General features: G+C 74.1%; 18 protein-coding genes. 9 read left to right on the top strand and 9 right to left on the bottom strand.

Annotated elements, in window-relative coordinates; all coding sequences use genetic code 11:
- Positions 1 to 110 precede the first annotated feature (110 nt).
- The 5 genes from KJP73_RS00445 to KJP73_RS00425 all read left to right on the top strand — a co-directional run bounded on the left by KJP73_RS00445 (position 111) and on the right by KJP73_RS00425 (position 7,940).
- Positions 111 to 530 (top strand): hypothetical protein, encoded by a 420-nt coding sequence (locus tag KJP73_RS00445; RefSeq protein ID WP_213280749.1) that lies wholly within the window; start codon positions 111 to 113, stop codon positions 528 to 530.
- 167 nt (positions 531 to 697) lie between these two features.
- Positions 698 to 3,709: a glycoside hydrolase family 3 protein gene (locus KJP73_RS00440; protein WP_249668959.1), complete on the top strand. Its 3,012-nt coding sequence runs from the start codon at positions 698 to 700 to the stop codon at positions 3,707 to 3,709.
- Between the two features lie 138 nt (positions 3,710 to 3,847).
- On the top strand, positions 3,848 to 6,247 hold the full coding sequence (locus KJP73_RS00435; protein WP_213280748.1) for a glycoside hydrolase family 3 C-terminal domain-containing protein: 2,400 nt from the start codon (positions 3,848 to 3,850) through the stop codon (positions 6,245 to 6,247).
- Positions 6,248 to 6,267: 20 nt separating this feature from the next.
- A complete protein-coding gene (locus KJP73_RS00430; protein WP_249668958.1) occupies positions 6,268 to 6,924 on the top strand; it encodes a GtrA family protein in 657 nt (218 codons plus the stop codon).
- Positions 6,921 to 7,940, top strand: coding sequence for a glycosyltransferase family 2 protein (locus KJP73_RS00425; protein ID WP_213280747.1), 1,020 nt, complete (start codon positions 6,921 to 6,923; stop codon positions 7,938 to 7,940). The genes KJP73_RS00430 and KJP73_RS00425 overlap by 4 nt, the downstream gene beginning before the upstream one ends.
- Here the strand turns inward: KJP73_RS00425 and KJP73_RS00420 are convergent.
- The 5 genes from KJP73_RS00420 to KJP73_RS00400 all read right to left on the bottom strand — a co-directional run bounded on the left by KJP73_RS00420 (position 7,933) and on the right by KJP73_RS00400 (position 12,597).
- Positions 7,933 to 8,595, bottom strand: a complete 663-nt coding sequence (locus KJP73_RS00420) for a phosphoribosyltransferase (protein WP_249668957.1) — start codon at positions 8,593 to 8,595, stop codon at positions 7,933 to 7,935. The genes KJP73_RS00425 and KJP73_RS00420 overlap by 8 nt on opposite strands.
- Before the next feature lie 342 nt (positions 8,596 to 8,937).
- Positions 8,938 to 9,189: a hypothetical protein gene (locus tag KJP73_RS00415; protein WP_213280745.1), complete on the bottom strand. Its 252-nt coding sequence runs from the start codon at positions 9,187 to 9,189 to the stop codon at positions 8,938 to 8,940.
- Entirely contained in the window at positions 9,170 to 9,904 is a 735-nt protein-coding gene (locus tag KJP73_RS00410) for a signal peptidase I (RefSeq protein ID WP_213280744.1), read from the bottom strand. Before KJP73_RS00410 ends, KJP73_RS00415 begins: the two co-directional genes overlap by 20 nt.
- 24 nt (positions 9,905 to 9,928) lie before the next feature.
- The gene (locus KJP73_RS00405) at positions 9,929 to 10,555 is read right to left on the bottom strand and encodes a hypothetical protein (protein ID WP_213280743.1); all 627 of its coding nucleotides are present in this window, start codon (positions 10,553 to 10,555) and stop codon (positions 9,929 to 9,931) included.
- A 140-nt stretch (positions 10,556 to 10,695) separates the two neighbouring features.
- The gene (locus tag KJP73_RS00400) at positions 10,696 to 12,597 is read right to left on the bottom strand and encodes a putative bifunctional diguanylate cyclase/phosphodiesterase (RefSeq protein ID WP_213280742.1); all 1,902 of its coding nucleotides are present in this window, start codon (positions 12,595 to 12,597) and stop codon (positions 10,696 to 10,698) included.
- Positions 12,598 to 12,919: 322 nt separating this feature from the next.
- Between KJP73_RS00400 and KJP73_RS00395 the strand changes: the two genes are divergently transcribed.
- The 4 genes from KJP73_RS00395 to KJP73_RS00380 all read left to right on the top strand — a co-directional run bounded on the left by KJP73_RS00395 (position 12,920) and on the right by KJP73_RS00380 (position 16,890).
- Entirely contained in the window at positions 12,920 to 13,585 is a 666-nt protein-coding gene (locus tag KJP73_RS00395; protein ID WP_213280741.1) for a PilZ domain-containing protein, read from the top strand.
- Between the two features lie 82 nt (positions 13,586 to 13,667).
- On the top strand, positions 13,668 to 15,293 hold the full coding sequence (locus tag KJP73_RS00390) for a DEAD/DEAH box helicase (protein ID WP_213280740.1): 1,626 nt from the start codon (positions 13,668 to 13,670) through the stop codon (positions 15,291 to 15,293).
- Between the two features lie 206 nt (positions 15,294 to 15,499).
- Positions 15,500 to 15,916 (top strand): peptide-methionine (R)-S-oxide reductase MsrB, encoded by a 417-nt coding sequence (gene msrB / locus KJP73_RS00385; protein ID WP_213280739.1) that lies wholly within the window; start codon positions 15,500 to 15,502, stop codon positions 15,914 to 15,916.
- Between the two features lie 65 nt (positions 15,917 to 15,981).
- Positions 15,982 to 16,890, top strand: a complete 909-nt coding sequence (locus tag KJP73_RS00380; RefSeq protein WP_249668955.1) for an NERD domain-containing protein — start codon at positions 15,982 to 15,984, stop codon at positions 16,888 to 16,890.
- Between the two features lie 25 nt (positions 16,891 to 16,915).
- On the opposite strand, the gene KJP73_RS00375 is transcribed toward KJP73_RS00380, so the two are convergent.
- The 4 genes from KJP73_RS00375 to KJP73_RS00360 all read right to left on the bottom strand — a co-directional run bounded on the left by KJP73_RS00375 (position 16,916) and on the right by KJP73_RS00360 (position 21,933).
- The gene (locus tag KJP73_RS00375) at positions 16,916 to 17,383 is read right to left on the bottom strand and encodes a MarR family winged helix-turn-helix transcriptional regulator (RefSeq protein WP_213280737.1); all 468 of its coding nucleotides are present in this window, start codon (positions 17,381 to 17,383) and stop codon (positions 16,916 to 16,918) included.
- A gap of 147 nt (positions 17,384 to 17,530) precedes the next feature.
- Complete coding sequence (locus KJP73_RS00370) at positions 17,531 to 19,240, bottom strand: MFS transporter (protein WP_213280736.1); 1,710 nt, start codon at positions 19,238 to 19,240, stop codon at positions 17,531 to 17,533.
- 117 nt (positions 19,241 to 19,357) lie between these two features.
- Positions 19,358 to 19,843, bottom strand: coding sequence for a MarR family winged helix-turn-helix transcriptional regulator (locus KJP73_RS00365; protein WP_213280735.1), 486 nt, complete (start codon positions 19,841 to 19,843; stop codon positions 19,358 to 19,360).
- Between the two features lie 248 nt (positions 19,844 to 20,091).
- Positions 20,092 to 21,933 carry a gamma-glutamyltransferase family protein gene (locus tag KJP73_RS00360; RefSeq protein WP_213280857.1) on the bottom strand — a complete coding sequence of 614 codons (1,842 nt, stop codon included), beginning with the start codon at positions 21,931 to 21,933 and terminating at the stop codon, positions 20,092 to 20,094.
- Between the last annotated feature and the right edge of the window lie 73 nt (positions 21,934 to 22,006).

The raw sequence follows: 22,006 nt of genomic DNA, 5'->3' as shown, positions 1-22,006 counted from the left end.
GCACCACCGCCCGGACCGGTGACCGGCGACGCGCAGTCGCCGGCCACCGGCCCGGCGGGACCGGCCGCGGGGTGGGCCCGCGGTCAGCACTCATCAAGGAGCACACAGAAGTGAAGCGACACACCGCCCTGACGACCGGCCTCGGCCTCGTGGTGGCCCTCACGGGCGTCTTCGGGCTCACCGCCTGCGCCAGCGACGACAGCGGCAGCGCCGGCGGGACGTCGTCCGAGGAGCAGGCGGCCAGCGAGTCCGACATCGCGGAGGACCTCGAGAACGCGCGCACCGCCGTCGCGGACGCTCTGGCCGAGGACGATTCCTGGGCGCAGATCATGCTGGCGAGCGACGTGCAGGCGCCGACCGTGAAGTACGGCCTGCTGGTCGTGCCCTACTCCTTCTCCGACGCCGCGTCCCGGATCCAGGGGACCATCGACATCGAGGACGGCAAGTACACGATCGAGGGCGACTCGGCCGCCACGGACAAGACCTGGCAGATCGACCAGGACGGCACCATCACCGAGGTCACCGAGTAGTCACCCGGAGACCCGGCCGGGTGCCCGCACCGCTGATGGGCGGGCGGGCGCCCGGCCCCCCGGCGGCGACCGTCCGTGCCGCTGAACCGACAGATCGTGCGCCCGCGGCGGGCGGCTCCGGCCGGCGCCCCTAGCGTGATCGCCGCCCGCACTCGAGGAGGATTGCAGTGAACGCCAAGGCGAAGAACGCCGATCGCGCGAAGAAGCCGATGTCGAACAAGAAGTTCCTCTGGATCTGGGTCCCCGTCCTCGCGGTGGTCACCGTGGTCACCGTCGTGGCCAACGTGGCCCTCACGGTGGCCGGCGGCTGGGTCGCGTCCCAGTTCGGGTCCGGCACCTACACGTTCACGAACTCGGGCGAGTCCGCCGACTGGGACACCGAGTACTACACGGCCGACTACGAGTCGATCGACGACGTCGACGCCGCGGCCCAGGCCCTCGTCGAGGAGATCTCCGGCGCCGGCATCGTGCTGGCCAAGAACGAGGGCGGCTCGCTGCCGCTGGCCGCGGGCGCGAGCGTGACCATGCTGGGCCGCGCCGCCGCGGACCCGGTCTTCGGCGGCTCGGGCTCCGGCTCCGTCGACACCAACTCCGCCGTCACCGCCCGCGCGGGCCTCGAGAACGCCGGCTTCCAGGTCAACGACCAGGTGTTCGCGGCGATCGAGGCGTACGCGGCCGAGAACCCGCGCGGCTTCATCGAGATGGACCGCCCGGACATCTCCACCTACACGATCGGCGAGATGCCGGTCGACCAGTACGAGGCGCAGTCCTCGTCGTTCGCCCAGTACTCCGACGCCGCGGTCGTCTACATCGGCCGTCCCGGCGGGGAGGGCGGCGACCTCACCACCGACATGACCGACTGGGACGAGAACGCCGAGGAGGGCCAGCACCAGCTGGAGCTGAACCAGGACGAGAAGGACCTGGTCGCCCTCGCGAAGGCGAGCTTCGAGACCGTGGTCGTCGTGGTCAACGCCTCGACCACGCTGGAGATGGGCGCGCTGCAGGACGACCCCGAGGTCGACGCGATCCTGCTGGCCGGCTCGCCGGGCGCCACGGGCCTGAACGCGCTGGGCCGCATCCTGTCCGGCGACGTGAACCCGTCCGGCCGCACCGCCGACCTGTGGGCCGCGGACTTCACCGCCGACCCGACGTACGTGAACTTCGGCGGCTTCCTGTACGACGGCCTCGAGGTGTCGTACCCCGTGTCGTCGATCGAGACCGCCACGTCGAACGCGACCGTCACCGACGAGGCGCCGTTCGTGAACTACGCCGAGGGCATCTACTTCGGCTACCGCTACTACGAGACCGCCGCCGCCGAGGGCTTCCTCGACTACGACGACGCCGTGGTCTACCCGTTCGGCTACGGCCTCAGCTACACCGACTTCACCTGGGAGGTCGTGGGCACGCAGGCCGGTGCCGTCGACGGGACCGTCTCGGTGGACGTCGAGGTCACCAACGCCGGCGCCGCGGCGGGCAAGGACGTCGTCGAGCTGTACTACACCGCCCCGTACACCCCGGGCGGCATCGAGAAGTCCGAGGTCGTGCTCGGCGACTTCGCGAAGACCGGCGTGATCGAGCCGGGCGCCAGCGAGACCGTGACGCTGGAGATCGCGGTCGAGGACATGGCGTCCTACGACCACCTGGGCGAGCGCGCCTACGTCCTGGAGGCGGGCGACTACCTGCTGAGCGTCCGCACCGACTCGCACACCGTGGCCGCGGGCACGGAGCCGATCACCTACACCGTCGACTCCGACGTCGTGTACTCCGGCGAGAACCACCGCTCCACGGACCTCGCCGAGGTCACCAACCAGTTCGACGACGTCTCGGCGCAGTTCAGCACCGAGCCCGCCGAGGGCAAGATCCTGTCGATGTCCCGCGCGGACTTCGCCGGGACGTTCCCGACGGCGCCCACCGCGGACCAGCTGGTCGCGAGCGACGCCGTCGCCGAGGGCTTCGAGGCCTGGGACCACGAGGCGGTGGCGGCCGAGTTCGAGGGCGAGACGCCCACGACCGGCGCGGACACCGACCTCGCGCTGATCGACCTGCGCGGCCTGCCGAAGGACGACCCGCAGTGGGACGAGCTGCTCGACTCCCTGTCGGTCGACGACATGACCGACATGCTGCTGAACGGGGCGTACCAGACGGCCGCGATCGGCTCGATCGCCAAGCCGCAGACCGTCGAGCCCGACGGCCCCGCCGGGTTCTCGTCGTTCATCAACTCCTCGATCAACGGCGTCGCGTACCCCTCGGAGTTCCTCATCGCGCAGACGTGGGACGTCGAGCTCGGCGCCGCGATGGGCGAGATGCTCGGCAACGAGGCGATGTTCAAGGACATCAACGGCTGGTACGCGCCGGCGATGAACCTGCACCGCTCGCCGTTCGCCGGCCGCAACTTCGAGTACTACTCCGAGGACCCGTTCCTGTCCGGCGCCATGGCCACGTCGGTCGCGAACGGGGCGGCGACCAAGGGCATGTACACGACGCTCAAGCACTTCGCGCTGAACGACCAGGAGACCAACCGGGTCAACAACGGCATCGCGACGTGGGCCACGGAGCAGACGATCCGCGAGATCTACCTCAAGCCGTTCGAGATGGCCGTCAAGAACATCTCGATGGACGTGCAGTACATCGCCGACTCCGAGGGCACCGTCGAGGAGACCACGATCGGCGCGGGCGGCGTCATGAGCTCGTTCAACCGCATCGGCGCCACCTGGGCCGGCGGCTCCGAGGCGCTCATGACGGACGTGCTGCGGGGTGAGTGGGGCTTCGAGGGCTTCGCGATCTCGGACTTCAACCTGTACCCGTACATGAACCCGAACCAGGGCATCAGCGCGGGCACGGACCTCACCCTGACGTTCCAGCCGTCGAAGTCCTTCGCGGACACCACGTCGGCCAAGGCGGTCAGCGACATCCGCGAGGCGACCCACAACATCCTGTTCACGGTCGCCAACTCCAACGCCATGAACGGGCTGGCGCCCGGCGCGACGGTGAGCTACACGCCGCCGACCTGGGTCTACATCCAGATCATCGCGTCGATCGTGCTCGGCCTGCTCGTGGTGGCCGGTGCGTTCCTGGTGACGCGCCGGGTGCTGCGGCACCGCGGCGCCACGGCGGGCGACCCCCAGGGCGCCCCCGAGCACGAGCCGGCGGTCCCCGCCGGTCGCGCCGACCGGGAGTAGCGGCTCGCGGGTTCGCCGTCGGGCCGGTGGCGCCCACCACCACCGGCCCGGCGGCGGCCCCGACGACCCCGTGCGCCCGCGCGCGCCCCCTGCACCGCTGATCCACGGCCTCCCGGCCGCCGCACGATCGAGGACGTCATGACCGAGAACCTGTCCCTGCTGGAGAAGGCCGCCCTGCTCACGGGGAAGTCGGTGTGGGAGACCCACGACCTGCCGCGGCACGGCGTGCGCTCCCTGTGGCTGGCGGACGGCCCGCACGGGGTCCGCAAGCAGGTGGGCTCCGCCGACCACCTGGGGCTGCACGCCTCGGAGCCCGCGACCTGCTTCCCGACGGCCGCCGCGGTGGCGAACAGCTGGGACGTGCAGCTCGCCGAGCGGGTCGGTGCGGCCCTGGGGGCAGAGGCCGCCGCGCAGGACGTCGACGTGCTGCTGGGCCCGGGCCTGAACATCAAGCGCTCGCCCCTGGGCGGTCGCAGCTTCGAGTACTTCTCCGAGGACCCGCTGCTCGCCGGGAAGATGGCCGCGGGCTACGTGCGCGGCATCCAGTCCCAGGGCGTCGCGGCCTGCCCGAAGCACTACGCGGCCAACTCCCAGGAGCTGCGCCGGATGGTGTCCGACTCCGTGGTCGACGAGCGAACGCTGCGGGAGATCTACCTGACCGCGTTCGGCATCGTCGTCACCGAGGCCGCCCCCCGCACCGTCATGTCGGCGTACAACCTGGTCAACGGCGTGTACGCGAACGAGAGCCGGTTCCTGCTGACGGACGTGCTCCGCGAGGAGTGGGGCTTCGACGGCGCGGTCGTCACGGACTGGGGCGGCTCGAACGACGTCGTGGCGGGGGTCGCCGCGGGCTCGAACCTCGAGATGCCGGCCGCCGGCCTCGACTCCGCGCGCCAGCTCGTGCGCGCCGTGCAGGAGGGGCGGCTCGCGGAGGCCGACCTGGACGCCCGCGTCGCGGAGCTGCTGCGCGTCGTGCGCGACGCCCGGGTGCCCGGCACCGCCCCGGCGGTGGACGCCGACGCCCACCACGCCCTCGCCCGCGAGGTCGCCGCCCGCAGCGCGGTGCTGCTCAAGAACGACGACGCGGTGCTGCCGCTCGCGCCCGGCGCCCGGGTCGCGGTGATCGGCGACTTCGCGCGCACGCCCCGCTACCAGGGTTCCGGCTCCTCGGCGGTGAACCCCACCCGGCTGGACTCGGTGCTCGACGTGATCGGCGACTCCGACCTGAAGACGACCGCGTTCGCCGCCGGGTTCCGGCGCGACGGCACGCCCGACGCCGCGCTGCGGGACGAGGCCGTCGAGGCCGCCCGGGACGCGGACGTCGCCCTGCTGTTCCTGGGGCTGGACGAGATCGCCGAGTCCGAGGGCCTGGACCGGTCCACGCTGTCCCTGCACGCCGCGCAGGTCGAGGTGCTGCACGCGGTCGCCGCGGCGAACCCCGCCACCGTCGTGGTGCTGTCCGGGGGCGGCGTCGTCGAGATGCCGTGGCTGGCGTCGGCGCGGGCGGTCGTGCACGGGTACCTCGCCGGCCAGGCGGGCGCGGGCGGGCTGCTCGACGTGCTGACCGGCGCGGTGAACCCCTCCGGGCACCTCGCGGAGACCGTCCCCGCCACCCTGGCGGACACCCCCACGGCGGACGCGTTCCCCGCGACCGGGCGGACCGCGGAGTACCGGGAGGGGCTGTACGTCGGCTACCGGTACTACACGACCGCCGGCGTGCCGGTGACCTTCCCGTTCGGGTACGGGCTCTCCTACACGACGTTCGCGCACTCGGCGCTGACCGCGACCGCGGACGCCGCCGGCGTGACCGTCACGAACACCGGCGACGTCGCGGGCGCCGACGTGGTGCAGGTGTACGTGCGGCGGCTGACGCCGGGCGTGCACCGGCCCGACCGGACCCTCGCCGGGTTCGCCCGGGTCGAGCTCGCGCCGGGGGAGTCCGCCACCGTGACCGTCCCGCTCGGGGACGCCGCGTTCCGGCACTGGGACACCGCGACGGGCGCCTGGCAGGTCCAGCAGGGCACGTACGAGGTGCTGGCCGGCGCGCACGTCGACGACCTGCCGCTCGCGGTGCCGGTCGAGGTGACCGGCACCGTCCCCGGCCGGGTCGACGACGTGCCGGAGCGCTACCGCACCGGCGACGTGCGCCGGGTGCCGGACGCGGACTTCGCGGCCCTGCTCGGCCGCCCCCTGCCCCGCTCGACGTGGTCCGGGCCGCTCACCGCCAACGACGCCCTGGGCCGGATGGCCGAGGCCCGGTCGCCCCTCGCCCGGCTCGCGTACCGCGTCCTGGCGTGGCGACGCGACGCGGCCGACCGCAAGGGGGCGCCCGACCTCAACACCCTGTTCCTGCTGAACATGCCGTTCCGGGCCATCGGGAAGATGACGAACGGCATGGTCAGCGCCGAGATGGTCGACGGCATCGTCCGCGTCGTGAACGGCCACTTCTTCTCCGGCGCCGGGGCCACGGTCCGCGCCTTCGCCCGCAACCGGCGCGCCAACCGCGCCAGCGCCCGCGCCCTGCGCGGCGACGCCTGACCTCCGAGAGGGAGACCCCCATGCTGACCCGTCCGAGAGCCGCCTGGCGCCGGTTCGCCGAGAAGCGCCCCGGCGTCGCCCAGTTCGTCGTGTTCCTCGTCCTGAGCAACGGCATCACCGTGCTCCAGCTGGCGATGATGCCCCTGATCAAGTGGCTGTTCGGCATGACGGCGCTGGTGGACACCGCGTTCCAGATCTGGCCCGTCGGCTCGAACCCCGACGGCTCCCAGTACTACGTCTTCGACTACGCCGCCGGGGCGCTGCCGCAGGGCGGCGGCGGGCTGGCCTACTTCCTCGCCGTGCAGATCACCCTGCTGGTCGCGCAGGTGATCAACTTCTTCGCGCAGCGGAGCATCACGTTCAAGTCGACCAGCTCTGTCGCGAAGGCAGCGACCTGGTACGCGATCGCCTACGTCATCATCACGATCGCCGCCGCCGCGCTGCAGGGGCTGTACAAGGCGCCCGTCTACGATCTGTTCATCGACACCTGGGGCCTCGGCAGCACCGGCGAGACCCTCGCCGACTTCGCCACGATGATCATCAACGCGGCCATCTCGTTCTGGGTGTTCTTCCCGATCTTCAAGGTCATCTTCCGGTCCGACCCCGCGGACCCGGGTGCCGGGGCCACGGGGCCCGCCGCGCCGGTCCCGCCCGCCAGCGAGGTGCGCGCGTCATGAGCCCGGTGCTGTCCGTGGTGGTGCCCGCGTACAACGCGGAGCCGTACCTCGCCCGCGCGCTCGACTCCGTGGTCGGCGTGGGCCCGGACGTCGAGGTGCTGGTCGTCGACGACGGCTCCACGGACGGCACCGCCGCGCTCGCGCACACCTACGTCGACCGGTACCCGGACCAGGTGCGGCTGCTGCGCAAGCCCAACGGCGGCCACGGCTCGGCGATCAACGCGGGGCTCGACCACGCGCGCGGCACCTACCTCAAGGTCGTGGACGCCGACGACTGGCTCGACCGCGACGCCCTGACCCGGGTGCTGGCGACGCTCCGGGGCTTCGTCGCCGACGGCCGCGACGTCGACCTGCTCGTGTCGAACTTCGTCTACGAGAAGCAGGGCAAGAAGAACAAGACCGCCGTCCGGTACGCCGGCGCGCTGCCCCGCGACCGGGTGATCGGCTGGTCCGCGACCCGCCGGTTCGCCAAGCGGCAGTACCTGATGATGCACGCGCTCACCTACCGCACGGACGTGCTGCGGGCGGCGGGGCTGCGGCTGCCGGAGCGCACCTTCTACGTCGACAACCTGTACGCGCTGGTGCCGCTGGCCCACGTGCGCACGCTGTTCTACCTGGACGTCGACCTGTACCGGTACTTCATCGGGCGGGCCGACCAGTCCGTGCAGGAGTCCGTGATGCTGCGCCGCCTCGACCAGCAGCTCCGGGTCAACCGGCTCATGCTCGACCACGTGGGCCAGGTCCGGGTCGCCGACCGGCGGCTGCGCGCCTACCGCCTGCACTACGTCGAGATCATCTGCGCGGTGTCCTCGATCCTGCTCATCCGGGCGGGCTCGCGGGAGTCGCTGGCGGAGAAGGACCGGCTGTGGTCGGAGCTGCGCCGGCAGGACCCGTGGCTGTACCGCAAGGTGCGCTGGTCGGTGCTCGGGCAGATCTCGAACCTGCCCGGGCCGGCCGGGCGGCGCGTGTCCGTGCTCGCGTACCGGGTCGCGCAGCGGGCGATCGGCTTCAGCTAGGCCGCCCCGCCCGCAGCAGCGCCGTGACGTCGGCGTCCGCGGGCGGCTCGAAGTCCCGGTACTCCAGGCCGACCGCCTGGAAGTGCCGCGGCACCCGGACGCACACCACCTCGTCCGCCTCGCGCGCCAGCACCGCCGCGGTGTCCGGCGGGCACACCGGCAGCCCCACCACCACCCACGCGGCCCCGTGCCGCCGCAGCGCCGCGACCGCCGCGCGCACCGTGGCACCCGTCGCAGCGCCGTCGTCGACCACCAGCACGGTCCGGCCCGTGACCGGCAGCGCCGGCAGGTCCCGCCGGAACGCCGCCTCCCGCCGGCGCAGCTCCGCGAGCTCCGCGGTGCGCACGGCGTCGAGATCGGCCGGCCGGACGTGCGCGGCGCGCAGCACCCGCTCGTTCAGCACCACGTCGACCTCCCCGCCGACCCCGGCGAGCGCCCCCATCGCGAGCTCCCGCTGCCCGGGCAGCCCGAGCTTGCGGACCACGACGACGTCGAGCGGGGCACGCAGCGCGGCGGCCACCGGCGCCGCGACGGGCACCCCGCCCCGCGGCAGCGCGAGCACCAGCACCCCGGGCCGGCCGGCGTAGGCGGCGAGCCGCCCCGCGAGCGCGGCCCCGGCCTGCGCCCGGTCGGCGAACGGCTGCGACACGGCCACCCTCCCGACGCTACTCGCGCCCCTGCGCTCTCTGCCCCGCGTCCCGCCCGCGCCATCGCCCCGCCGAGAGGGCAGAAGATGCTGGCTCCCGCGGCGTCTGACCCGCATCTGCTGCCCACTCGGTGCTCGAGGGCGGGGCCCGGCGGAACGGGTCAGGATTGCGGCGCGGGTTCCTCGTCCCCTCTGGTGCCGCCCGTGCCCCGAGATGACAGTTCTCGCCTGTCGCTGCGCTCGCCGCGCAGGCGAGAACTGTCATCTCGGCGTGGCCCGCCGGCGCGCGGCGCGTGGGCGTGGGCGCGGCGTGCGGGAGGGTGCGCGGCGTGCGGGAGCGGGGCAAGACGCTCAGGGGAGCGGTGCCGGCTCCTCGAGCGTGGCCGTGGGGGCCGGGGTGGTGGGCGCCGGGTCCGTGGGGGCCACGGTGATCGAGATCGTCACGGTCGTTGCGTCCCCGAACTGCGCGGACGCGAACCCGACCGCCGGGCCGAGCAGCGCCGCGGCGACCAGCAGCGTGCCGAGCACCAGCCGGCCCCAGGGGCCCAGCAGGGGTCCGTCCGCGGCGTCGGCCGCGGGCGCCTCAGCCGAGGAGGAGCGCATCGTCGTGCCGTTCGCGGGCGCCTGCACGGTGCTCGCCGGCGGCCCGGCGGGCGCGGCGGTCGTCGAGCAGGGACATGAGCTCGAGCGCGGCCAGCGCGGCGAGGGGCGGCACCAGCATGACCATCCGCCCCTGCGGCGAGCCGGCCCAGTCGAGCACCCAGCCCCACCGCGGGTAGACGTGCAAGATGATGCCGCGGACCTGGGCCAGCGGGGTGGCGTTCGGGTCCGGCTCGGCGTTCGCGTCGCCCTTGGTGAAGATGTAGGGCCTGGTCAGGGGGTCGCCGGTCTCGGGGTCGACGGTCTGGACCATCTTCCCGGTGACGGCGTCCTGCTGCATGACCGGCAGGTTCTTCAGCGCGACGATGCGGTGCGTCACCAGCTGGTCGGAGCCGGCGGGCCAGAACGTCGCCACCTGGCCGACTCGCAGCTGCGAGGGGTCGTCGATCCGCCGCATGACGACCGCGTCGCCCGCGTCGAACGAGCCCTGCTCCGGCCCCGACATGGAGCCCGACGTGACGATGAGCAGCCGCTGCCCGTTGGCCTGGAACCACAGCGGCACGGCGAGCGACCCGGCGTACGCGAGCCCGCAGACGACGATGACCGTCCACAGCGCGGTCCGCAGGGCGCGCCGGGGCGTCGACTCCTGGGCCGCGTGCCGGGGACGCTCCGCGTGCGGAGCCCGGCGCTCGACCGTCGGGGGCGGCCTCCTGCTCATCGGCGTACCAGAGCCTCCGCTCGGTCAGCGGTGCGGGTCGGTGGGGTCCTGCTCGGCGACGAACGTCAGCGCGAGGTCCGCGGTGCTGTTCTGGTACGTGTTGTCCAGCGTGTCCGGGAGCGACACGCGGACGCACAGCTCCTCGGCGGCCGCGGCGAACAGGCTCCGGCCGAGCGGGACGATCTCCGTCGGCGCGCCGGCGAGGCCCGGTCCCGCGGTGCCGAGCGGCGTCGCACCGGCGAGGCCCGCCTCGGAGCACGACGCGGCGGGGACCGCGAACAGGTCGAGGCTGATGGCGTCGGCGAGGGGGCCGCCGACACCGCTCGTGGCCGCGTACTGCACGCCGTAGACCAGCGCGAGCGAGCCGGCGTTCGTCACGGTCACGGGGCTGTAGACCTCGTCGCCGGGGGCCAGGCTGCCGGGGGGCAGGACGAACGCGGCGTCCTCGCCGGCGGTGATGTCGACCGAGCCCGTGGTGATGCCCGTGCGGCCCGCGTCGTCGTTGTCCGTGAAGATCGCGGAGGTCACGAGCGAGGTCATGCCCAGCCCGGCCATGCCGAGGATCGCCACGGTGGCGACCAGCCGGCGCCGGCGGGCGGGGTCCCGCCGCGGGGCCGGGGGCGTGATCATCTCGCGGAGCAGCTCGTCCATCGCAGGTGGTCGTCCTCACGGGTGAGTCAGAAGCGGTCTTAACGGGTGGTATCGGTCAGATCGTCGCGCACCTTGAGGCGTTCTGCCCGTTTCTCGGGTGACGAGTATGACGGCGTGTCGCGCCGAGGTGTCACGACGTGTCAGGAGGTGGTCGTCACCGGGTTGTGCCGGGGGAGGTCCTCGGCGCGCAGCCGGTCGGCGGGGACGGCGGGCGAGTAGAGGTAGCCCTGGGCCTGGTCGACGGTGAGCCGGCGCAGCGCCTCGGCGGTCCCGGAGTCCTCGACGCCCTCGGCGACCACCTGCAGCCCGAACGAGTGCGCGAGGTCGACCATCGCCTTGACGATGACCTCGGAGCCCTCGCGGCCGGTGCCGGACATGTCGGCCACGAACAGCCGGTCGATCTTCAGGCCGTGCACCGGCAGGTCCCGCAGCTGGGAGATCGAGGTGTTGCCGATGCCGAAGTCGTCGATGGACACGTGCACCCCGAGGTCCGCGAGCCGCTGCAGCACCGGCACGACGCGGGACGGGTCGCTGACCAGCGCGGTCTCGGTGATCTCGACCTCGAGCAGTGACGACGGCACGTCGTGCGCCGCGAGCAGCCCCTCGATGACCTCGACGACGGCGTGCGACGTGACGTCGTGCGCCGACAGGTTCACCGCGACCGGCACCGGCTCGCCCATGGCCTGCCACCGCTCGAGCTGCGCGACGCACGTGCGCAGCGCGTACCTGGTGAGGTCGTGGATCAGGCCGGACTGCTCGGCGAGCGGCACGAACAGGTCGGGCGGCAGCATCCCGCGCGTCGGGTGCCGCCAGCGCATGAGGGCCTCGAGCCCGACCGTCCGTCCGGTGCGCAGGTCGATCTTCGGCTGGTAGTGCAGCTCCAGCTCGTCCTCGACGCCCAGCGCCCGGTGCAGGTCGCCGAGCAGCACGAGCCGTGCGGGGGAGGAGTCGTCCTCCTCCGGGGAGTACACGGACACCCCCAGGCGGTGCGTCTTGGCCGTGTACATCGCGACGTCGGCCATGCGCATCAGCGAGGAGGCGTCGTCGGCGTGGTCCGGCAGGCACGCCACGCCGATCGACGTGTCGACGTGCAGGGCGAGCTCCCCGAGCATGAACGGCGGGACGAACAGCTGCCGCACGCGCCGGGCCGCGGCGTCGGCGTCCGCGACCGACCGGACGTCCGGCAGCAGGATCGCGAACTCGTCGCCGCCGAGTCGCGCCACGACGTCCTCCTCGCGCAGGTCGCCCCGCAGGCGGTCGGCGACCTGCTGCAGCAGCTCGTCCCCGCGGTCGTGCCCGAGCGAGTCGTTGATGTCCTTGAAGCGGTCGATGTCGAGCAGCGCGAGCCCGACGATGGACCCGGTCTCGCGGTGCTCGCCGATGGCGCGCTCGAGCCGGTCGGCGAGCATGCGCCGGTTCGGCAGGCCGGTGAGCGAGTCCAGCAGGGCGAGCCGCGCGTTCTCCAGCGCGGAGGACTGCAGCCGGCGCGACGCGTTCCACACCGTGCGGAACAGCAGCAGCCACAGCAGCACCAGCCCGCCGACGACCACGAGCGTCACCGTGCGGGTCGCGGCGGCCACCGCGTCGGACGTGCCCTGGTAGTCGAGCATCACCTCGGCCGCCCCGACGACGACGCCGTCGTGCTGCACGGGCACGTACACGTCGAGCAGGGTGGTCTCCGTGCCGCCGAACTCCTCGCCGCGGACCTCCGTGACGACCTCTGCGACGGGCTGCCGCTGACGCGTCGCGGCGTCGAGCCGGTCGCCGTCGGGGAACCCGGTGGCGTCGGCCTGGGAGTCGTAGAGCAGCGTCCCGTCGACCGTCCAGATGCGCAGCCGGCGCAGCTCGCGGAACCCGTCGACCTGGTCGGTCACGACCGCGGACTCGGCCGGGCCGAGGACGCCGACGGTGAACGCCTGCTCGGGCACGGACTGCGACGCGTAGGACTCGATGCTGCGCGCGAGCGCGATGCCGTCCCGCTGCGCCTGCGCCTGCATGACGTTCGACGTGACGAGCACGAGCGCGACGCCGAGCGCGAGCATGGCGACGACACTGACGACGGCGAAGTACCGGGTCAGGGGCCAGCGGCGGTGTGCGGTTGCCAGCTCGGGCCTCGAGTGCTCGCAGGGAAGCAGGCCGCCGGGAGCTCGACGGCCTGCGCTGAGAGTAGGGTCGCGATGCCGGATATGGCGAGATCATCCTTTCCGGGCGTTTCGTCGGGTTCGTCCGGAAGCGGGTGCCGGCACCCCTGTCATCGACGACACGTCAGGCACTACCCGTTCGGGTCATGACCGCGCGACCGGCACCGGGGTAACCTCCAGCAGCCCTCGCCCCGCCCCCGCCGCACCCCCACGGATGGATCCCATGCACGAGCTCGCGCTGTGCTCCGTCGAGACCGACGCCGCCACCGTCCTGAGCGGCTACGTCCGCACCTTCGAGGACGGCGTGCTCTGGGTCGGCACGGAGGACATCGTCCGCGGGGTCTCGGAGGGGGAGACGTACGTCCTGCGGGTGCTCGACGAGGTCCGCGGCGAGTGCGTCTACCAGGGCGACTGCGCGCGCGTCACCGCCGACACCGCCGCGTTCACCGGGGTCGAGCTGCTGTCGACCCTGCAGAAGCGGGCCGTCGCGCGGGTCTCCGTGACGGTCGAGTGCGAGGGGTTCGCGGTGCTCGCGGCCGAGGACGACGCGGACGGCGAGGCCGCCGACGGGGCGCCCGAGGGTGCCGGCGAGGGCGCCGGTGCGGGCGAGGAGATCCCGCTCAAGTTCACCGTCCTCGACGTCTCGGCGCACGGGATGCGTATGATGAGTCAGACCGCGCTGCCCCCCGGCAGCACGGTGAGGTTCGTCTTCCCCGAGCTGTCGGCCGCGTTCTGGCTGCAGGCGGTCGTCGTCCGTGCCCAGCCCTCGCGCTCTGGCATGCACTACGGCTGCCGGTTCGCGGAGACCTCCCCGCGGGAGACGGACGAGCTGTTCCGCTACGTCCTGCGCACGCAGGGCGCCCAGCGCCGCCAGCAGACGCTCGCCTGACCGAGCCGCCGGCGCCGGTCGCCGCCCCGTACGCAGGGTCCGCGGGACGCACCCCATCCGACGCCGGAAAGGCGATCTCGACATGCCCAGCTTCATCGACCTCGGTGTTCCCGCCGCCCTCGCACGCTCCCTCGCGGGCAACGGCATCACGGACCCGTTCCCCATCCAGACCGCGACGCTGCCCGACACGCTCGCCGGCCGCGACGTGCTCGGCCGCGGCCGCACCGGCTCCGGCAAGACCCTCGCGTTCGCGCTGCCCGTCGTGGCGCGCCTCGCGGACTCCAAGCCGCAGCGCGCCAAGGCCCGCCCCCGCGCGCTGATCCTGGCGCCGACGCGTGAGCTCGCGACCCAGATCCACGCGACCGTGGAGCCGCTGGCCGTCGCCGCCGGCCTCACCAGCACCACCGTCTTCGGCGGTGTCGCGCAGAGCCGCCAGGTGTCCGCCCTCAACGCCGGCATCGACATCCTCGTGGCCTGCCCCGGCCGGCTCGAGGACCTCATCAAGCAGAACCTCTGCGCGCTCGACGCCGTCGAGATCACCGTGCTGGACGAGGCCGACCACATGGCCGACCTCGGGTTCCTGCCCGTCGTGAAGCGCCTGCTCGACCGCACCCCCCGCGGCGGCCAGCGCCTGCTGTTCTCCGCGACGCTGGACAACGGCGTCGACGCGCTGGTCAAGCGGTACCTCGACAAGCCGCTGACGCACTCGGTGGACCCCGAGGTCGCGCCGGTGTCGACCATGACGCACCACGTGCTCGCGGTCGCCGACGCGGACGCCAAGAAGGAGGTCGTGCGCGAGCTCGCCTCCGGCACCGGCCGCCGGGTGCTGTTCACCCGCACCAAGCACCAGGCCAAGAAGCTCGCGAAGCAGCTCACGCAGGACGGCATCCCCGCCGTCGACCTGCAGGGCAACCTCGGTCAGGGCGCCCGCGAGAAGAACCTCGCCGCGTTCACCAGCGGCGCCGTGAAGGTGCTGGTCGCGACCGACATCGCGGCCCGCGGCATCCACGTCGACGACGTCGAGCTCGTCGTGCACGTCGACCCGCCGGCCGAGCACAAGGCGTACCTGCACCGCTCCGGCCGCACGGCCCGCGCGGGCTCCGGCGGCGACGTCGTCACCGTCCAGCTGCCCGAGCAGGCCGGCGACGTCCGGGACCTGACCCGCAAGGCGAAGATCACCGTCACCCCGCAGCGCGTCGCGCCCGGCTCGTCCGTCGTGGCCGCGCTGGTCGGCGACGTGGCGCCGCTGGTCACGCCGGCCCCCCCGGTCGCCCAGGCCCCGGCACGGCAGCGTCCGGCCGGCGGTGGCGGCGGTCGCGGTGCCGGTCGCCCGGCGGGTGCCGCGGGTGCCGGTCGCGCGGCGGGTGCCGGCCGTGGCGGCGCGGGCGGGTCCCGCGGCCGTGGCGGTGCCGGTGCTCCCCGCTCCGCCGAGGGCGGCTCCCGCCCCGCGGACGGCGGCGGGCGCGCGCGCTCCGGCGGCCGTGGCCGCGGCCAGGGCGTCCCCGCGCTCGGCGGCTCGATGGTCCGGTGGAGCTCCGGCGGCGACGCCCCCACGAGCGGCGCGGGCGACCGCGGCGGCTCGCGCACCGGCGGCGCCCCGGCGCGCTCCGGCGCCCCGGCACGCTCCGGCGGCTCCGCCGAGGGCCAGGGCCGGCGTCGGCACCGCGGCGGCCAGGGTCGCTCCGCCGGGGCCCGCGCGGCCCAGTAGTCCCCGCACGCTGCACGCCGACGGGCGGTGCGGGCACCCGTTCGCCACGAGCGACGGGCGCCGGCACCGCCCGTCGTGCGTGTGGCGGCCGGGCCGCGCGCGCGGCACGCTGGCACCGCGGAACACCGCGCCCCCCGGGGATGTTCTGCTGCCGCGGGACCGCCGCGGCCGACCGGCCGGGGTGCCCGGGTGAGAGGAGTGCCGCGATGACGGAGCAGAGGACCTACGAGGTCACCAAGGACGAGCAGGAGTGGCGGGTCGAGCTGGACCCGGCCGAGTTCCAGGTGCTGCGGCTCGCCGGCACCGAGCGGCCGTGGACCGGCGCGCTGCTCGACGAGAAGCGCGAGGGCGTCTACCGCTGTCGGGCGTGCGGCAACGAGCTGTTCCGCTCCGACACCAAGTTCGACTCGCACTGCGGGTGGCCGAGCTTCTTCTCGCCGCTCGCCGGCGACAAGGTCGAGCTGATCGAGGACCGCAGCCTCGGCATGGTCCGCACCGAGGTGCTCTGCGCCCGCTGCGGGTCGCACCTGGGGCACGTCTTCGACGACGCGCCGCAGACACCGACGGGTGACCGTTTCTGCATGAACTCCGTCAGCCTGACGTTCGAGCCGACCGTAGGCTGACCCCCATGTGGGGGAGGGGAGCGCCGATGCTTCAGGGCCGGGCCCGACGTGCCGATATCCCGGACGTGGAGCAGGCCCTGATCGTCCGCCGGTGGCGCCGTTACGGCGCCGACCGGTTGTACGTCACGGCCGAGACCGGCGCCCCCCTCGGCAGCGTCGACCTGGCCACCGGTCAGGTGGACGTCGAGGCCGACGCGCTGCCCCTCGAGGGCCCCGGCCTGGAGGACGCCGTGCGCGCCGCCGCGCAGGCGTACCTCCGCGCCGACGTGCCGGAGCTCGTGGTCGCGACGGCCGACGTCCTGCCCGACCCGCCGGCCCCCGCGGCCGCGGCGGTGGACGCCGCGGCCCGGCCCCACGGGCGTCGCGCGCGCCCCGGCGACCCGGACGCGGACGGCGCCCCCGAGCCCGCGCCGCGCGAGTCCGCGGCCCGCGGCCGGCACCGCGCCGACGACCTGGTCAGCCCGCGCCCGGAGGGGGAGCCCCGCGGTCTGCGCGAGACCCTGTGCGAGCGGCTCGACCGGCTGGTGCTCGACGGCTGGCACGTCCTGCACGACGTGCCCGTCGGGCGGCAGGGCACCGTCGTGTCGCACCTGCTGGTCGGCCCTCCCGGTGCGTTCGCCGTCGCCGAGCGCCCGGCCGGGGACGGGCCGGAGCGGTTCGTGCTCGACGGCCGGCACCTGTGCGTCGACGGCCACGGCGTGGCGGACCTGCGGGACGTGCGGCTCACCGCCGCGCGCGCCGGGTCGCTGCTGCGCACCGCGGTCGGGTCGACGGTCGCCGTGCGCGGCGTCCTGGTGGTGCACGGGCCGGTCGAGGTCCGCGACCCCTCGCCGTTCGACGCGCTCGTGATCGCCGACGGCACCGTCCCCGACGTGTTCACGGCCATGGCCGCGCGCTGGTCGACCGGCCGCGTGGACGCCGTCGCCGCGGTGGCGCGCCGCCGGACCACCTGGGCGCTCACCTGGGCGCTCTGACGCGCCGAGGCCGCTGACGGGCGGCTCAGTCCTCCTGCGGGCGGGCCGGTGACGCGGCGATCGCCTCGTTGAGCCGGTGCAGCTGCTCGGCCAGCAGCGCCTGCTCGTCGTCCGACCACCCGTCGAGCACCGACCCGAGGTAGCCGCGGCGGGCCACGCGGGCGGCGTCCACCCGGCGTGCGCCCTCCGCGGTGACCCGGATCAGCTGGCCGCGGGAGTCCTCCGGGTCCGGGGACCGCTCGATGAGCGCCAGCTGCTCGAGCCGGCTCAGCTGGCGCGACATCGTGCCGCGCCCCACGCCGATGTGCTCGGCCAGCTCGCTCGCCCGCACCCCCGGCTCCCGCTCGATCCGCACCAGCAGCGGGTACGCCGACGGCTCCAGGTCCGGGTGCACCAGGCGCGCGAGGCGCTCCGACGAGGCGCGCGCACGCCGCAGCAGCAGCCCGAGTTCGGACTCGATGCGGGCGACGGGGTCGTCGGTCGGGGTCTCCACGGGCCCATTGTGGACGACGCGGGCGCGCGGGACGACGCGATCGGCGCGCGCACGGGACGGGACGGCGCACGACAGCGGCGCCCGGCCGTCGGGGACGGTCGGGCGCCGCTGGGGTGGCGCGGGTCGTGCGGGGTGGTGCGAGACGCGTCAGGCGCGCGGCGTGCTCTCCGAGAGCGTGCCGCGGGCCGGGTCGTCCTCGGTCAGCTCGGCGTCGGCCTGCTGGCCCACCGCCTGCTGGGCGCCGGGGGTACCGGCCTCGGCCACGGCGGCCTCGGACGTCTGCTCCTGGTCGAGCAGCTGCTCCACGCCGGAGCGGCGGCCGAGCGGCACCTCCTTGAGGAACAGCACCGCGATCAGCGCGATGACGCCCAGCGGCACCGCGATGAGGAACAGGTCCGCGATGCCCTCGCCGTAGGACGACTCGACGACCGTCTTGATCGGCTCCGGCAGGGTGGAGACGTCCGGGACGGCGCTGGTGCCGCCGCCCAGGGCCGACGGGTCGATGCCGATCCCGGTCAGGCCGTCGGTCACGAGGGTCGTGATCCGGGAGCCGAGCACCGCGCCGAGCGCCGAGACGCCGATCGCGCCGCCGAGGCTGCGGAAGAACGCGACGGTCGAGGTGCCGGAGCCGACCTCGGTGACGTCCAGGGTGTTCTGCACGGCGAGCACGAGGTTCTGCATGAGCATGCCCATGCCGGCGCCCATGACGAACATGAACAGGCCGACCAGGACGAAGCTCGTGTCGTACCGGATGGTGCCCATGAGCGCCAGGCCGACGGTCAGCGTGGCCGCGCCGGCGACCATGAAGCCCTTGTAGCGGCCGTACTTGGTGATCAGCCGACCGCTGATGGTCGACGAGATGAACAGGCCGAGGATCATCGGGATGGTCAGCAGCCCGGACTGCGTCGGCGTCTTGCCGCGCGCCACCTGCATGTACTGGCTGAGGAACACCGAGGTGCCGAACATGGCCACGCCCACCGCGACGCTGGCGATGACGGACAGGACGAGGGTGCGGTTCTTGAACAGGTGCATCGGGATGATCGGGTCGGCGACCTTCGTCTCGACGACGCAGGCGACCGCGAGGATCACCAGCGAGCCGATCACCATGACGGCGGTCTGCCAGGAGAGCCAGTCGTAGCTGTTGCCCGCGAACGTCACCCAGAGCAGCAGGGTCGCGATGCCGGCGGAGATCAGGGCGGCGCCCCAGTAGTCGATCTTCACGACCTTGCGGGGCAGGCGCGGCAGGTGCAGCGTGCGCTGGAGCACGATGATCGCGGCGATCGCGAACGGCAGACCGACGAAGAAGTTCCAGTGCCAGGAGATCGCGTCGGTGATGACGCCGCCGAGCAGCGGGCCGCCGACCATGCCGATGCCCATGATGCCGCCCATGAGGCCCATGTACTTGCCGCGCTCGCGGGGGCTGAGGATGTCCGCGAGCAGGACCGTCGCCAGGGCCGTCAGGCCGCCGGCGCCGATGCCCTGGATCGCGCGCATGCCGATCAGGAACTCGACGTTCTGGGAGAAGCCGGCCGCCGCGGAGGAGATCACGGAGATCGCGAGCGCCAGCTGGATGAGCAGCTTGCGGTTCACCAGGTCGGCGAGCTTGCCCCAGATCGGGGTGGTGATCGTCGTGGTGAGCAGGGTCGCCGTGACGACCCACGTGTAGGAGGACTGCGAGCCGCCGAGGTCGCTGACGATCTTCGGCAGGGAGCTCGACACGACGCTCGTGGCCAGGATGGACACGAACATGCCGAGGAGGATCCCGGAGAGGGACTCCATCACCTGCCGGTGGGTCATCGCGGGTGCGTCGGCGCCGCTCGCGACGGCGGGGCTCTCGGCCCGGGTGGTGCTGGTCATGTGTCTCTGCTTTCGACTGTGGTGCGGTGCCCGGCGCCGTCGGCGGGACGTGGTGGTGGTGCTGCGCGCCCGGGGGACGCGTGCTGGTGCCGGCTGGTGCTGCGGGCCGGGGGTCTGTCAGGTCGCCGTGGCGACGAGCCCGGCGTCGGCCGGGGTGCCGACGAGGCCGGACACGGTGTCGGTGACCCGCTCGATCTGGGCGGTCGCGAGCTCGAGGTCCTCGACGGTCCACCCGCTGAAGACCGCGGCTGCCCGCGCGTCCATCGACCGCCTGGTGCCGGCGGTGAACTCCCGGCCGCGCTCGGTGAGGCGCACGGTCCGGACGCGGCGGTCGGTGCCGGGGCCGTCCGGGGTGGTGCGCTCGGCGAGCCCGGAGCCGACCAGGGTGCTGACCTGCCGGCTGGCCACGGAGATGTCCACGTGCAGCAGCTGCGCGATGTCCCCGATGCCGGTCTCGCCCCGCTTGTCGAGCAGCCAGAGCAGGCTCATCGCGGCCCGCGGGCAGTCGAGCTCGCGCGCCAGCTCGGTCGCCGCCTCGCGCTGGACGCGCTGAAGACGGGAGATCGCGTCGATCAGCGCGCGGTACGCGGGGGTGGTGGGCACGGGAGCCGGTCCTTTCATTGGTTGCAGCAGGCAAACTATCACAACGGTTGCGCAGGGCAACTTGTTCCGCGCGGGATGTGACGCGCCTCTCGCCCGCGGGCCCCCCCTCGTCCGTCGGCCCCCTCGTCCGGGCACGCAGTGGAGCGTCCGGACGGACACACCAGGGCGTGTCGGGCCGAACGCTCCACTCGGTGCGGGAGCTGGCGCGGGAACTGGTGCGGGACCCGCGGGTCGGTGCCGGGCCGGGGTCAGCGGCCGGCGGCGTAGCCCTGCATGCCGCGGGGGTTGGCCGCCGCGTGCAGCAGGCCGTCGGGGCGGACGCCCGCGGCGCTGACCCGGCCCAGCGACCACGGGCCGGCGTCGTGCACGACGTGGCCGCGCCGGGCGAGCTCGGCCAGCACGTCGGCGCCCAGGCGGGACTCGGCCTCGACGCCGCGCCGGATGCTCGTGCGGGGGTGGAACGAGGACGGCACGTGCGTCGAGTGCCAGGCGGGCGCGTCGATCGCCGCCTGCAGGTCCTGCCCGAACAGCAGGTGCTGGAGCAGGAACGGCACGGTCCACTGGTCCTGCTGGTCGCCGCCGGGGGTGCCGAACGCGAACCCGCCGCCGTCCCGGAGCACCAGGCCGGGGCTCAGGGTGGTGCGGGGCCGGCGGCCCGGGGCGAGCGACGACGGCAGCCCGGGCTCGAGCCAGAACATCTGCGCGCGGGTGGACAGCCCGAAGCCGAGGCCGGGGACGACGGGGGAGCTCTGCAGCCAGCCGCCGGACGGCGTCGCGGAGACCATGTTCCCCCAGCGGTCGACGACGTCGACGTGGCACGTGTCGCCGCGGGTCTCGCCGGAGGGCCGCACGTCGAGGGCGGGCCCGTCCACGGCGAGCGCGTCGGGGCCGCTCGGGCCGCGGGTCGGCTCGCCGGTGCCCGCGGCGGGCGCGCCCGCCGGCAGGTCGTCCTCGTACCGGCCGGGCCACACCGGTGCGCCGTCGAGGTCGGTGGCGGGCGCGCCGAAGACCGCGGACAGGCGCGGCGTGCGCCCGCCGGGGGTGCCCGGGCGCACGTCGTCGGAGGCGTCCGGGCCGACGAGCCGCGCCCGCTCCGCCGCGTACTCCCGCGACAGCAGGGCGTCGAGCGGCACGTCGCCGTCGGTGGGGTCGCCGTACCAGGCCTCCCGGTCGGCGAACGCGAGCTTGGTCACCTCCAGCGACGTGTGCACCAGGTCGGCGGACCCGGGCTCCGCGTCGGCGACGCCGAGCGCCTCCAGCAGCCGCAGCTGCTGCAGCAGCACCGGGCCCTGGCCCCACGCGGCGGTCTTGTGCACCTGGACGCCGGCGAAGTCGACGGACACGGTCGGCTCCTCGGTCGCCCGCCACCCGGCCAGGTCGTCACCGGTCAGCACGCCCGCGTGCGCCTCGCCGGAGGAGTCCAGCACCGGCGTGCGGACGTAGTCGGCCACCGCCTCGGCGACGAACCCCTCGTAGAACGCCCGGCGGGCGGCCTCGATCTGCGCGAGCCGGTCGCCCCCGGCGGCCGCGGCGTCGGCGAGCACGCGGGTGTAGGTGTCGGCCAGCGCGGGGTTCCGGAACCGGGCGCCGGGCTCCGGGACCTGCCCGTCCGGCAGGTACACCGCGGCGGACGTCGGCCAGTGCTCGGCGAAGAGCTGCCCGACGGTGCGGATGGTCCGGACGGCCGCCGGCAGCAGCGGGTACCCGTCGCGGGCGTAGCCGATCGCGGGCGTCAGCACGTCGGCCAGGGGCAGGGTGCCGTACCGGGCCAGCAGGTCCAGCCACGCCCCGAACGCCCCGGGGACGACCGCCGCCAGGTGGCCGGTCCCCGGTACGACGTCCAGCCCGAGGCCCGTGTACGCGTCGATGGTCGCGCCGGCGGGCGCGGGCCCCTGGCCGCAGACGACGAAGGTGCGCCCGTCCCGCGCGGTGTGCCCGATGATCGGCGCGTCCCCGCCCGGCCCGTTCAGGTGCGGCTCGACGACCTGCAGCGTGAACCCGGCCGCGGCGGCCGCGTCGAACGCGTTCCCGCCGGCCTCCAGGACCGACATGCCGACCGCGCTCGCCAGCCAGTGCGTCGAGCCGACCATGCCGTGCGTGCCGACGATCTCGGGACGGGTGGTGAACACGGACGGCTCCTCGGGCGACGGTGACGACGGGCGT

The sequence above is a fragment of the Cellulomonas hominis genome (assembly GCF_901521055.1).
GTDB lineage: Bacteria > Actinomycetota > Actinomycetes > Actinomycetales > Cellulomonadaceae > Cellulomonas > Cellulomonas endometrii.
The sequence above is the reverse complement of the archived record's forward strand: the minus strand, read 5'-3'. Positions and strand labels throughout refer to the sequence as shown.

Excerpts from the sequence above, each read along its gene's own strand:
- KJP73_RS00435 (WP_213280748.1), top strand. The coding sequence starts at position 3,848 with ATGACCGAGAACCTGTCCCTGCTGGAGAAGGCCGCCCTGCTCACGGGG.
- KJP73_RS00430 (WP_249668958.1), top strand. The coding sequence starts at position 6,268 with ATGCTGACCCGTCCGAGAGCCGCCTGGCGCCGGTTCGCCGAGAAGCGC.
- KJP73_RS00425 (WP_213280747.1), top strand. The coding sequence starts at position 6,921 with ATGAGCCCGGTGCTGTCCGTGGTGGTGCCCGCGTACAACGCGGAGCCG.
- KJP73_RS00415 (WP_213280745.1), bottom strand. The coding sequence starts at position 9,189 with ATGCGCTCCTCCTCGGCTGAGGCGCCCGCGGCCGACGCCGCGGACGGA.
- KJP73_RS00410 (WP_213280744.1), bottom strand. The coding sequence starts at position 9,904 with ATGAGCAGGAGGCCGCCCCCGACGGTCGAGCGCCGGGCTCCGCACGCG.
- KJP73_RS00405 (WP_213280743.1), bottom strand. The coding sequence starts at position 10,555 with ATGGACGAGCTGCTCCGCGAGATGATCACGCCCCCGGCCCCGCGGCGG.
- KJP73_RS00400 (WP_213280742.1), bottom strand. The coding sequence starts at position 12,597 with ATGCTCGCGCTCGGCGTCGCGCTCGTGCTCGTCACGTCGAACGTCATG.
- KJP73_RS00395 (WP_213280741.1), top strand. The coding sequence starts at position 12,920 with ATGCACGAGCTCGCGCTGTGCTCCGTCGAGACCGACGCCGCCACCGTC.
- KJP73_RS00390 (WP_213280740.1), top strand. The coding sequence starts at position 13,668 with ATGCCCAGCTTCATCGACCTCGGTGTTCCCGCCGCCCTCGCACGCTCC.
- msrB (WP_213280739.1), top strand. The coding sequence starts at position 15,500 with ATGACGGAGCAGAGGACCTACGAGGTCACCAAGGACGAGCAGGAGTGG.
- KJP73_RS00370 (WP_213280736.1), bottom strand. The coding sequence starts at position 19,240 with ATGACCAGCACCACCCGGGCCGAGAGCCCCGCCGTCGCGAGCGGCGCC.
- KJP73_RS00360 (WP_213280857.1), bottom strand. The coding sequence starts at position 21,933 with ATGGTCGGCTCGACGCACTGGCTGGCGAGCGCGGTCGGCATGTCGGTC.